Origin of the sequence: Falsiroseomonas sp. (assembly GCF_051860665.1) — a bacterium.
In the GTDB taxonomy this organism is placed as follows: domain Bacteria; phylum Pseudomonadota; class Alphaproteobacteria; order Acetobacterales; family Acetobacteraceae; genus Falsiroseomonas.
Map to the genome: position 1 here is coordinate 57,045 of NZ_JBHYDM010000010.1, position 12,007 is coordinate 69,051.

Annotated in this window: 9 protein-coding genes; 5 read left to right on the top strand and 4 right to left on the bottom strand. The window is 70.9% G+C overall.

The window, feature by feature from the left end:
- Positions 1–141: 141 nt before the first annotated feature.
- Genes ACTIF1_RS12660 through ACTIF1_RS12675 form a run of 4 tightly spaced genes read left to right on the top strand, consistent with a single transcriptional unit; the run spans position 142 to position 5,018 of the window.
- Positions 142–1,392 carry a sarcosine oxidase subunit beta family protein gene (locus tag ACTIF1_RS12660; protein WP_439596787.1) on the top strand — a complete coding sequence of 417 codons (1,251 nt, stop codon included), beginning with the start codon at positions 142–144 and terminating at the stop codon, positions 1,390–1,392.
- On the top strand, positions 1,392–1,643 hold the full coding sequence (locus ACTIF1_RS12665; protein ID WP_439596788.1) for a sarcosine oxidase subunit delta: 252 nt from the start codon (positions 1,392–1,394) through the stop codon (positions 1,641–1,643). Before ACTIF1_RS12660 ends, ACTIF1_RS12665 begins: the two co-directional genes overlap by 1 nt.
- Complete coding sequence (locus tag ACTIF1_RS12670; RefSeq protein WP_439596789.1) at positions 1,640–4,537, top strand: sarcosine oxidase subunit alpha family protein; 2,898 nt, start codon at positions 1,640–1,642, stop codon at positions 4,535–4,537. The genes ACTIF1_RS12665 and ACTIF1_RS12670 overlap by 4 nt, the downstream gene beginning before the upstream one ends.
- A complete protein-coding gene (locus ACTIF1_RS12675) occupies positions 4,530–5,018 on the top strand; it encodes a hypothetical protein (RefSeq protein WP_439596790.1) in 489 nt (162 codons plus the stop codon). The genes ACTIF1_RS12670 and ACTIF1_RS12675 overlap by 8 nt, the downstream gene beginning before the upstream one ends.
- On the opposite strand, the gene fabD is transcribed toward ACTIF1_RS12675, so the two are convergent.
- Entirely contained in the window at positions 4,975–5,844 is an 870-nt protein-coding gene (fabD, locus tag ACTIF1_RS12680) for an ACP S-malonyltransferase (RefSeq protein WP_439596791.1), read from the bottom strand. The two genes, ACTIF1_RS12675 and fabD, sit on opposite strands and share 44 nt — an antisense overlap.
- Entirely contained in the window at positions 5,841–6,815 is a 975-nt protein-coding gene (locus tag ACTIF1_RS12685; protein ID WP_439596792.1) for an acyltransferase domain-containing protein, read from the bottom strand. Before ACTIF1_RS12685 ends, fabD begins: the two co-directional genes overlap by 4 nt.
- A gap of 9 nt (positions 6,816–6,824) precedes the next feature.
- On the opposite strand from ACTIF1_RS12685, the gene ACTIF1_RS12690 reads away from it, so the two are divergent.
- A complete protein-coding gene (locus ACTIF1_RS12690) occupies positions 6,825–7,496 on the top strand; it encodes a 4'-phosphopantetheinyl transferase family protein (protein WP_439596793.1) in 672 nt (223 codons plus the stop codon).
- Positions 7,497–7,500: 4 nt separating this feature from the next.
- Here ACTIF1_RS12690 and ACTIF1_RS12695 read toward each other — a convergent pair whose 3' ends face one another.
- Positions 7,501–10,578 (bottom strand): efflux RND transporter permease subunit, encoded by a 3,078-nt coding sequence (locus ACTIF1_RS12695; RefSeq protein ID WP_439596794.1) that lies wholly within the window; start codon positions 10,576–10,578, stop codon positions 7,501–7,503.
- Positions 10,575–11,687, bottom strand: a complete 1,113-nt coding sequence (locus ACTIF1_RS12700; protein WP_439596795.1) for an efflux RND transporter periplasmic adaptor subunit — start codon at positions 11,685–11,687, stop codon at positions 10,575–10,577. The genes ACTIF1_RS12695 and ACTIF1_RS12700 overlap by 4 nt, the downstream gene beginning before the upstream one ends.
- Positions 11,688–12,007: the final 320 nt, after the last annotated feature.

A 12,007-nucleotide genomic window follows, 5' to 3' on the forward strand; every position in this document is an offset into this window, starting at 1 on the left:
CCAATGTTGACAGCGGTCAGTTATGGCGAAGTGTGAAGCCTGTCAACATCAATCGCGGGCCATTATGAAGCTTGTCGTGCTGCGACCATTCCAAGTCGTCTGGAGGCAAATGCGGCAGCCTGGGCCTGTCATCCTGGCGCCATGCGCCACTCCGCCCTCGCACTGCTGCGCCACGCGTTGACCGGCAACCGGTCCTGGGCGCCGTCCTGGCGCGAACCGGCGCCGAAGCCGGCCTATGACACGCTGATCATCGGCGGCGGTGGGCACGGCCTGGCCACGGCGCACTACCTGGCGAAGGAACACGGCCTGACCGATGTGGCGGTGCTGGAGAAGGGCTACCTCGGCTCCGGCAATGTCGGCCGCAACACCACCATCATCCGCTCCAACTACCTGCTGCCGGGCAATACGCCCTTCTACGAGAAGTCGATGCAGCTGTGGGAAGGGCTGGAGCGGGACCTGAACTACAATGCCATGGTCAGCCAGCGCGGCGTGCTGAACCTGTGCCATTCCGACAGCCAGCGGGATGCCTATGCGCGCCGTGGCAATGCCATGCGCCTGGCCGGCGCGGATGCCGAACTGCTGGATGTGGCGCAGGTGCGTGCCATGGTGCCGGGGCTGAACCTGGACAGCCAGCGCTTCCCGGTGAAAGGCGGGCTGCTGCAGCGGCGCGGCGGCACGGCGCGGCACGATGCCGTGGCCTGGGGCTTTGCGCGCGCGGCGGACCAGCGCGGCGTGGACCTGCTGCAGAACACGGAGGTCACGGGCATCCGCATCGAAGCGGGCCGCGTGCGCGGCGTGGAGACGCCGCGCGGCTTCATCGGCGCGAAGCGGATCGGGCTGGCGGTGGCGGGCCATAGCTCGCGCCTGGCGGAAATGGCGGGGCTGCGCCTGCCGATCGAAAGCCATGTGCTGCAGGCCTTCGTCTCCGAGGCGGTGAAGCCGATGATCGACACCGTCGTCACCTATGGCGCCGGCCATCTCTATGTCAGCCAGTCCGACAAGGGCGGCCTGGTCTTCGGCGGCGATATCGACGGCTACAACTCCTACGCCCAGCGCGGCAACCTGCCCGTGGTCCACGACGTGATGGAATGCGCGGTGCAGCTTTTCCCGGCCATGTCGCGGCTGCGGTACCTGCGGCAATGGGGCGGCATCATGGACATGTCGATGGACGGATCGCCGATCATCGACCGCACGCCGGTGGAGGGCCTCTTCCTGAATTGCGGCTGGTGCTATGGCGGCTTCAAGGCGACGCCGGCCAGCGGCTGGTGCTTCGCGCATACCATCGCCACGGGCCAGCCGCATGCGCTGAACGCCGCCTTTCGGCTGTACCGCTTCGCGACGGGCCATGTGATCGACGAGAAGGGCGCCGGCGCCCAGGCGAACCTGCACTGATGCGCATTCCCTGCCCCTTCTGCGGCGAACGCGATGCCGCCGAGTTTGCGACCATGGGCAGCGCCCCGCCGCCGCGGCCTGCGGCGGATGCGCCGATGGCGGCGTGGCACGACTACCTGCATCTGCGCGAGAATCCCGCCGGGCTGCACGCGGAGCTCTGGCAGCACATCCATGGCTGCCGGCAATGGCTGCGGGTGATGCGCGATACCCGCACGCATGCGGTGGTCGGTGCCGAGGCCTGCCGCCGATGACGCGCATCGCCACCGGAGGGCTGATCGACCGCGCGCAGCCCCTGCGCTTCACCTTCGATGGCCACGCCTACCAGGGCCATGCGGGCGATACGCTGGCCTCCGCCCTGCTCGCCAATGGGGTGCGGCTGGTGGGGCGGTCCTTCAAGTATCACCGCCCGCGCGGCATCTGGGGCCTTGGCAGCGAGGAACCAAACGCGCTGGTGGAACTGCGCAGCGGCGGCCGGCAGGAGCCCAATACGCGCGCTACCACGGCCGAGCTGTTCGAAGGTCTTGCGGCACGCAGCCAGAACCGCTGGCCAAGCCTGCGCTTCGATGTGATGGCGGTGAACGGGCTGCTCGGCCCGCTGCTCTCCGCCGGTTTCTACTACAAGACCTTCATGTGGCCGTCCTCCTTCTGGGAGAAGGTCTATGAGCCGCTGATCCGCCGCGCCGCCGGCCTCGGCCGCGCCGCCACCGCGCCCGATCCCGACCGCTACGAAAGCATGCACGCGCATTGCGATGTGCTGGTAGTGGGCGCCGGCCCCACGGGCCTCGCCGCCGCGCTCGCCGCCGCGCGGACCGGCGCGCGCGTGATCCTGGCCGACGAGGATTTCGTGCTCGGCGGCAGGCTTTGGGCGGAGCGGCAGGAGATCGACGGCGCACCGGCCACGAACTGGGTGGCGCGGGTGGTGGCCGAACTGGCCGGGATGCCGGAGGTCACGCTGCTGCCGCGCACCACGGTCTTCGGCGCCTTCGACCAGGGCACCTATGGCGCCGTGCAGCGCGTGGCGGACCATCTGCCGGAACCGGTCGCGGACCAGCCGCGCCAGCGTGGCTGGACTATCGTCGCGAAGCGCGTGGTGCTGGCCGCCGGTGCGGTGGAACGGCCCATTGCCTTCCCCGGCAATGACCGCCCCGGCGTGATGTCGGCCGCCGCGGTGCGCGGCTATATCCGGCGCTATGCGGTGCTGCCCGGGCGCCGCGCTGTGGTCTTCACCGCCGGCGACGACGGCTGGCGCACCGCCACCGCATTGCGCGATGCGGGGGCCGAGGTGACGGTGGTGGATGCGCGCGCCGAGGCGCCCGCCATGCCCGGCCTGCGCCTGGTGGCGGGCGCGCGCTTGGTCGGCACGCGCGGCTTTCTGGGCCTGTCTTCTGTACAGTTGGACAGCGGCGAAACCATCGCGGCGGATCTGCTCGCCGTCGCCGGTGGCTGGAACCCCACGCTGCACCTTTCCGCCCACCAGGGCGGACGGCCGGTCTGGGACGAAGCGCGGGCCGCCTTCCTGCCCGGCACGCCGCCGCCGGGCATGGCGGTGGCCGGCGCCGCCGCGGGGCGCTTCACCCTGGCCGCCTGCCTCGCCGATGGCGCCGCCGCCGGCTTTCGGGCAGCACGCGATGCAGGGCATGACGGCCGGCCGCTGGACCTGCCGCGGGCGGAGGACGAGCCCGCCGGGCTGCGCGCGCTGTTCCACATCCCGGGTCGCAAGGCCTTCGTGGATTTCCAGCACGACGTCACCGCGGACGACATCGCGCTGGCCGCGCGCGAGGGCTTCCGCAGCGTCGAGCATGCGAAGCGCTACACCACCCTCGGCATGGCCACCGACCAGGGCCGCACCGCCAATGTCCTGGGCCTCGCCATCCTGGCGGAGGCCACCGGCCGGACCATCGCCGAGACCGGCACCACGATGTTCCGCCCGCCCTATACGCCCGTGACGATCGGCGCGCTGGCAGGCGCGCAGACGGGGCGCGATTTCCGCCCGGTGCGCCGCACGCCGCTGCACGCCTGGTCCGCCCGCCACGGCGCGAGCTTCGTCGATAGCGGCGCCTGGCAGCGCGCCGAATGGTATGCGCGGCCGGGCGAGACGGGCTGGCGCGACAGCGTGGACCGTGAGGTGCTGCAGGTGCGCAGCGCGGCCGGCTTCTGCGATGTCTCGACACTTGGAAAGATCGAGGTGGTGGGGCCGGACGCCGCGTCGCTGCTCGACTTCGTCTATGCCAATACCATGTCCACGCTGCAGCCCGGCCGCATCCGCTACGGCATCATGCTGCGCGAGGACGGATTTGTGCTGGATGACGGCACCTGCGCGCGGCTGGCGGAGGACCGCTTCTTCGTCACCACGACGACGGCGAATGCGGCGCGGGTGATGCAGCATCTGGACTATGCGCATCAGGTGCTGCGGCCGGAGCTGGAGGTGACCATCCTCTCCGTCACCGAAGCCTGGGCGCAGATCGCACTCGCCGGGCCGCGGGCGCGGGAGGTGCTGGCGCAGGTCACCTCGGCCGATGTCTGCAACACCGCGCTACCGCACATGGCGTGCAGGGAGGCAGATTTCCTGGGCGGGCTGCGCGGGCGGCTGTATCGCCTCTCCTTCTCCGGCGAGCTCGCCTATGAAATCGGCGTGCCGCCCGATGCGGCGGAGGCGCTGGCGGACCGGCTGCTGGCGGCCGGCGCCGTGCCCTATGGGACCGAGGCGCTGGGCGTGCTGCGCATCGAGAAGGGCCATCCCGGCGGCGGCGAGCTGAACGGGCAGACCACCGCGGGCGATCTCGGCCTGGGGCGCATGCTCTCGACGAAGAAGGATTTCATCGGCCGGGCGCTGGCGCAGCGGCCGGCGCTGGTAGACCCGGCGCGGCCGGTGCTGGTGGGGCTGCGCGGCGCAGGGCTGCGCACCGGCGCGCATCTGCTGGCGCCGGGCGCCACCGCGGTCACGGCCAATGACCTCGGCCATGTCACGGCCGCCTGCTGGTCGCCGAACCTGCGGCAGACCATCGGCCTGGCGCTGCTGGCGGAAGGGCGCGCGCGCATCGGCACGCGCATCCGCGTCTTCGATGCCCTGCGCGGCCATGACGGGGAGGCAGAGGTGGTGGCGCCCGTCTTCATCGACCCCGAAGGTGCGCGAAGCCGTGCTTGATCTGCAGGAATTCACGCATCCCGGCCTGACGGCGCTGCATGGCGCGCCCGACCCGCTGCCGGGCCTGCCGCAGTGTCCGGGCTGGACGACGGTGGCCGGCGCCATCGCGGTCTGGACGGCGCCTCGCAGCTGGCTGTGTTTCCATGCGCCGGGCCTGGTGCTGCCGGTGCCGCGCGCGCAATGCACGCCGATGGACGGTGCCCGCAGCCTTTTCGCACTCAGCGGCCCGCTGGCGCGGGAGGCGCTGGCCACCATCCTGCCGCTGGACCTGCATCCGCGCGCCTTCCCGCCGGGCGCCGCGGCGGCGACGCTGGGCGCGCATCTGCCGCTGCTGGTCTGGCGGGAGGCCGAGACCTTCCACCTCTCCTGCCAGCGCAGCTACGGCGACAGCCTGCGGGCGGCGCTGCTGGTGGCGGGGCGCGGACGCGGCCTGCGGGTCAGAGACGCCGTGCGATATTCGCCGGCACCGGCTGCCGGCTGATTTCCGCCACCAGCCGCGTCAGCACCTGGCCCGGGCCGATCTCCACGAATTCGGGTTCCGGCTCGTCCAGCAGATACTGCACCGTCTCCACCCAGCGCACCGGGCTGTCGATCTGCCGCGCCAGCAGATGCGCCACCTCGCCGTCCCGATAGGGCAGGGCGGTGGCATTGGCGATCACCGGCAGCATCAGCGGCTGGAAGGCGATGTCGGCCAGGAATTCGGCAAAATCCAGACGCACGGGCTGCATGTGGCGGGAATGGAAGGCCGTCGCGACATTGATCGGGAACCAGCGGCCGCCGGCGGCTTCCACCAAAGGCTGCGCCGCTTCCAGCGCCGTGACGGGACCCGACAGCACGGTCTGCGTCGGCGCATTGAGATTGGCGAAATCCAGTGCGGTCTGGCCGGCCAGCGCTGCCTCCAGCCGCGCCCGTTCCAAGCCCAGCACCGCGGCCATGCCGCCGCCGGTCATCGCGCCCATCAGCGCGCCACGCCGCTCCACCAGGCGCAGGCCGGTGGCGAAATCGAAGGCCTCCGCCGCAAACAGCGCGGCATATTCGCCGAGGCTGTGGCCGGCGACGAAATCCGGCGTGCGGCCACTGTCTTCGACCCGCGCCAGATGGCCCAGCGCCTCCACCACATAGAGCGCCGGCTGCGTCCATTCCGTGCGGCGCAGACGGCCCTCCGCATCCTCCAGGCAGAGCGCGGCGATGCTGGTGCCGAGGATCTCGTCCGCCTGCGCCACCAGATCGGGAAAGCGCGGGAAGAGGTCGCGCCCCATGCCGCGCTGCTGCGAGCCCTGTCCCGGGAAGATATGGATCAGCGTCATCCGAACCGCTCCTCGAGGATCTCCAGGCTGCGCAGGTCCTGGCCGAACTGGTTGATGGCGGGCAGCGCCAGGGCCTTGGGGCCCAGCACCTGGCGGGTGAAGGTGGCGAGCGTGCCGGTGGGCCCGGCTTCCACGAAGCGCAGCGGCGTGCCTTCCGCCACCAGCTTGCGCAGGGTCTCGGCGAAAAGGATCGGCCCGCGCGCGACCTGCCAGAGATGCGCGGGCGTCAATGCCGGCAGGGTTTCGGTCGTGGCGCAGGAGACCAGCCGAGTGCGCGGCGGCGCGAAGGCGCGGCGGGATGCGGCGGCCTGCAAGGCGGATTCGGCAGGCGCCAGGAGGGAGGAATGAAAGCCGTGCCGCACCGGCACCAGGGCCACGATCAGCCCTTCGGCCTCCAGCGCCATGCGCAGCGCCGGCAGGGCGGCGTGCGGCAGGGTCAGCACGCAGTGCCGGTCGGAGTTCTCCGCCGCCACCTCGGCGCCGGCCTCCCGCACGGCGGGCAGATTGACCACGCGCGCGGCGCCTTCCAGCACGGCCAGCATGGCGGCCGGCGGCAGCAGCGCCTCGATGATCCGCGCATTTTCGAGCAGCAGCGCGAAGGCGTCCTCCAGCGACAGCACGCCGGCAACTGTCGCGGCGATGGTCTCGCCCAGGCTGTAGCCCAGCAGCAGGTCCGGCTGGATCCCGCGCGCGAACAGCACCTGCGCCAGGGACCAGCCCACCGCCAGCAGCGCCGGCGCGCTTTCCATCTGGCGGTCGAAAGTCTCGCTCTCCGCCATCGGGCGGCCGTAGATGATCTCGGTGATGCTGCGGCCCTCGATGGGACCCGCGGCCTGGTCGCAGCGCAGCATCGCGGCGCGAAAGACCGGGTCCGCACCGAACAGCTCCCGCCCCATCTGGTAGTATTGCGCGCCCTGGCCCGCGAACATCATCACCGTGCGGCCATTGCCCGCGCCCATGCCTGCCGTCATCGTCCCGCCATGCCCGAGGTCCCTTCTTCCGCGCGCAATCTGGTGCGCCTGCGCTGGCTTCTGCCGGAGAGCGCCGATGCGCCGACCCTGGAAGCCTGGCAGGCCCGGCTGAGCGCGGCGGAACGCGCCACCGCCGCGCGTTTCCACTTCGACGCCGATCGCCGCGCCTATATCGCCGCCCATGCCCTGGCGCGCGAGATGCTGGCCGAGGCCGGTGGCCTGCCGGCGGAGGCCTGGACCTTCGACATCGGCAGGCACGGCAAGCCGGAAGTCGCGGCCGCGCACGGCCTGCCATGGCTGCGCTTCAACCTCTCCCACACCCGCAGCCTGGTAGCCTGCGCCGTCGCGGCCGTGGACGATCTCGGCCTGGATGTGGAGGATCTGGCACGGCGCGAAGCCGGTCCGGGCCTCGCGGAACGCTACTTCGCGCCGTCCGAGGCGGCGCTGCTGGCCGCCATGCCGCCGGAGGCGCGCCATGCCGGCTTCCTGCGCATCTGGACGCTGAAGGAGGCCTATGTGAAGGCGACGGGGGAGGGCATCGGCGCCGGCCTCGACAGTTTCGGCTTCACCCTGGATCCGCCGCGTCTGGCCTTCGCGCCGGGTGGCACGGCGGGCTGGCGTTTCCTGCAATGGCAGCCGACGCCGCGCCATCTCCTGGCGATGGCACTTCGCCGCCGCTGAGGGCTCAATCCGCCCCATGCGGCAGGCCCTGATCCAGCGGCGGCGAGACCAGTTCGGGCCGCACTTTTCGCGAAAGCATCAGGTAGCAGGCCGGCACCAGAACCAGGGAGACCAGCAGCCCCAGCGTCATGCCGCCGACCACCACGGCGCCGAGATCCTCGCGCGACCGTGCGCCGGGGCCCACCGTCAGCAGCAGCGGCACGGCGCCGAGGCTGGTGGCCACCGTCGTCATCAGGATCGGCCGCAGCCGCGTGGCGGCGGCTTCCACCACCGCCTCCTCCATGGCGCGGCCCTGGTCGCGCAGCTGATTGGCGAATTCGGTGATCAGGATGCCGTTCTTCGCCACCAACCCGATCAGCGTCACCAGCCCGATGAAGCTATAGGCGTTCAGCGTGCCGCCCACCGCCAGCAGCCCGAGCCCCGCCCCCACCATCGCCAGCGGCACGACCGAGAGCACGATGAAAGGGTCGCGAAAGCTTTCGAACTGCGCGGAAAGCACGAGATAGATGAAGACCAGCGCCAGCACGAAGACGATCAGCACCGCGGCATCCGCCTGTTTCAGCGCCCGCGTCGGCCCATCGAAATCCACCTGCGTGCCGGGCGGCAGCACCCGCGCCGCCTCCGCCTCCAACTCGGAAATCACCTGCCCCAGCGTCCAGCCCGGCGCGACGGAGGCGCTGATGCGGGCGGAGCGCAATTGCTGGAAGCGGGGCAGGGCGGAAGCGCCCACCGTCTCCCGCAGCGTCACGATCTGCGCCAGCGGTACCAGGTCGCCGGAGGCGGCGCGCAGGTAGATATTGGACAGGATGCTGGTGTCGCGGCGCTCGGCCTCATCCACCTGTACCATCACCTTGTATTGCTCGCCCCCGAAGCCGAGGAAGCCCACCTGCTGGCCGCCGAGGAAGACATTGATGGTCTGGCCGATGCGGTCGATCTCGATGCCCAGCACGGCGGCCATGGCGCGGTCCATCAGCACGTCGATGCGGCGCGTGTTCAGGTCGAGGTCCACGGCCGGCGCGGTGATGCCGGGATGCGCCCGGGCATAGGCGGCCAGCGGTTCCATCAGCCGCGCCAGATCCTCGTAGCTGCCGGTGGATTTTACCACCAGCTGCACCGGCGGCACGCTGCCACCGGCCAGCGGGTTCGGGTCCAGGATATTGAAGCGCGCGCCGGGAATATTGGTCAGCGCCGGCAGGATGCGGGCGCCGATCTCGGCGGCACTCGCCGTGCGATCCGCCCAGGGCCGCAGCATGAGGAAGGCGAGGCCCTCGTTCGGGGCCGTCAGCCCGTTCATGATCATGCTGCCGCGGCGTTCCGAAACATCCTCGAACACCGTCTGCACACGGGCCGCGATGGAGTCCATGTAGGTATTGGTGGAGTCCTGCGGCGCGGTGAATTTGACCATGAGGTAGCCGGCATCGTCGCCCGGCGCGAATTCCGCCGGCAGCCGGGACATCGCCATGATGCCGGCAATGAACAGCAGCAGGCCGGCCAGCGCGATCAGCCTGGGGTATCGCAGCATGCGCCGCAGCCCGCGCGCATAACCCGCCGAAAGCCGCGCAAAGGCCGCATCCAGCCGCAGCGCCAGCCCGCCCGGCCGCTTCGCCCGCAGCAGGCGCGAGCACATCATCGGCGACAGGGTGCGGGAGACGAAGCCGGAGAGCAGCACGCCGGCGGCCAGCGTGAAGGCGAATTCACGGAACAGGCTGCCCAGCAGCCCGGGGACGAGGCCCAGCGGCAGATAGACGGAGGCCAGCGTCAGCGTGGTGGCGACGATGGCGAAGCCGATCTCGCGGCTGCCGATGAAGGCCGCCGCCACCGGGTCCCGCCCCTCATCGATATGGCGCTGCACATTCTCCACATCGACGATGGCATCATCCACCACCAGCCCGATGGACAGCACCATGGCCAGCAGGGTGAAGGTATTGATGCTGTAGCCCGCCACATACATGAAGCCGAGCATGCCGATCAGCGACAGCGGGATGGTCACCAGCACGATGAGGGAGGAGCGGAAGGACCCCAGGAACAGCAGGATCACCAGCGTCACCAGCACCACCGCGACGAGGATGGTCTCCGCCACCTCCCCGACCGCGGCCTCGATGGTCTCGGAGGCGTCGAAGATGACGGAGACCTGCATCTCGCTCGGCACCAGGCCGCGCAGCATGGGCTGCAGCGCCCGCACGGCGCGCGCCACCTCCAGCGGATTGGCGCCCGATTGCGGCACGACGCCCACGGCGAGGCCGGCGCGGCCATCGATACGGATGGAATTCGCCTCGCTCTCCGGCCCCACCTCCACCCGCGCCACATCGCCCAGCAGCACCAGCGTCTCGTCGCCGATGCGGCGGACGACGATCTGGGTGAACTGCTCCGGCCGGATCAGCGCCGTATCCGCATAGACCAGCGCGCGCCGCCCATCGCGCTCCAGCGCGCCGGAGGGCACGGCCAGGTTCTGGGCCAGCACCGCCGCATTCACATCGGATGCGGTGACGCCATGCGCCGCCAGAAGATAGGCATCCAGCCAGATGCGCACGGCGTAGCGGCGTTCCCCCAGCACCTGCACGGCGGCGACGCCATCGACGGAAGCCAGCGCCGGCCGCACCACGCGGCCCACCAGCTCCGTGATCTCCATCGCATTGCGCTCGGGGTCGGTGAGCGAGAGGTAGATCACCGGCGTCGCATCCAGGCTGAGCTGCGCGACGGTGGGCGGCAGCGCCGCGCTGGGCAGCACGGCGCGCAGCGTGCCGACCTTGTCGCGCACCTGGGTCACGGCATCCAGCGGATTGGTGCCCACCTTGAAGCCGATCTGGATCTGGCTCAGCCCCTCGCTGCTGGTGGAGACGATGGTATCGATGCCGCCGATCGCCGCCACCGCCTGTTCGATGGGCGCGGTGATGGTGCGCTCGATCAGGTCTGGCGTGGCGCCAGCATAGACGGTGCTGATGGAGACATAGGGCAGGTCGAAGCGCGGCAATTCCCGGATGGAAAGGCGCGACAGGCCGAGCAGGCCGATCACCGCGATCATCAGGTTCACGACGATGGTGAAGACGGGCCGCCGGATGAAGAGGTCGGAGACCGAGGTCATCGCGCCGGCATCCCCAGCCGTGCCGGCACGGGCGGCGCCTGGCCGGCGATGGTCACGCGGCGGCCGTCATCCAGGTTGAACTGGCCTTCGGTCACCACGGTGTCGCCTTCGGCGATGCCGTCCAGCACCTGCACGCGGTCGCCCATCTGCAGGCCGATCCGCACCGCCACACGCTCCGCCCGCCCCTCCCTCACGCGGAAGACGGAGGCGCCGGTCAGCGTGTATTGCACCGCGCCGGGCGGCAGCAGCACGGCATCCGGCACCTGCTCGATCACCAGTCGCACGCGGCCGAAGACGCCGGAGGGCAGCACCAGGCCGGGATTCGGCACCTCGCCCCGCACATGCAGCGTGCGCTCGTCCAGGTCCGGCCGCGTGTCGATCAGCGTGGTGCGGCCGGTGAAGCGGCGGCCGGGCACGGCATCCACCTCCAGCCCGAAATCCTGGCCGATGCGCAGCACCGGCAGGAAGCGCTCGGGGATGCGGAATTCGATGCGCAGGCTGGTGCGATCCTCGAGCCAGAGCAGCGTCTTGCCGGCCGGCACATACTCCCCCACGCCGAACAGGCGCTGCCCGGCAAAGCCCGCGAAGGGCGCGCGCAGCGTCAGCTGGTCCAGCGTGGTGCGCCGCACGGCGAGGTCGGATTGCGCCTGCTGCAGCGCGGCGCGGTCGTCATCCATCTGCTGCCGGGACCGCACGCCGATCAGCGACTGACCACGTTCGAAGCGCAGCTGCGCCACCTGCAACTGGCCCTGGGCGGAGGCGAGCTGCGCTTCCGCGATGCGCGTGTCGAAGGTCACCAGCGGTGTGCCGGCGGCGACCGGCCCGCCCTCCGTGAAATGGGCGGAGAGCACGACGCCGCCGGTGAGCGAGGCGACCGGCACGCTCTGCACCGCACGCAGCGTGCCGATGGAGGTCAGCACGCGCTCCACCTCCCCGCGCCCGACCGTCAGGACCTGCACGGCGGCGGGTGGCTGTTCCCGCGGCGCGGCGGAAGGCGTCACCGAGGCGGCAGGGGTGGGTGTGCCTGGCCGCAACGCGACCATGGCACCGGCGCCCAGGGCGCAGCCCAGGGCCAGGCAGGCGGCCGCGAGGAGAGGACGTGACGCCATGCAGCCTTCCAGGCCCCGGCCGGAGGGCGGGAGCGTTTCCCCGCGCATCCTAGGCAGGGCGTTGCAATCTGTTCAAGCACCGCCAGCGGATCGTGTGCCGGGATGCGTGAGGCACGTCCACGGCGAGATATTAATGAAACACCGGTATGACTGGCGCGCGCCGCAGCGCTTCGCCATACTCCCCCGCGAGCGATTTTCATTCCGCACACGCGGAGGTTTAAGGGGGAGGGGCGCTTGCGCAAGGGGGCCGCCACCGCTGTCGCTGCCCCGTCGGCGCGGGCCTCTGGCGGCTGCGCGATGCCGCCCGGCAGCCTCCACCG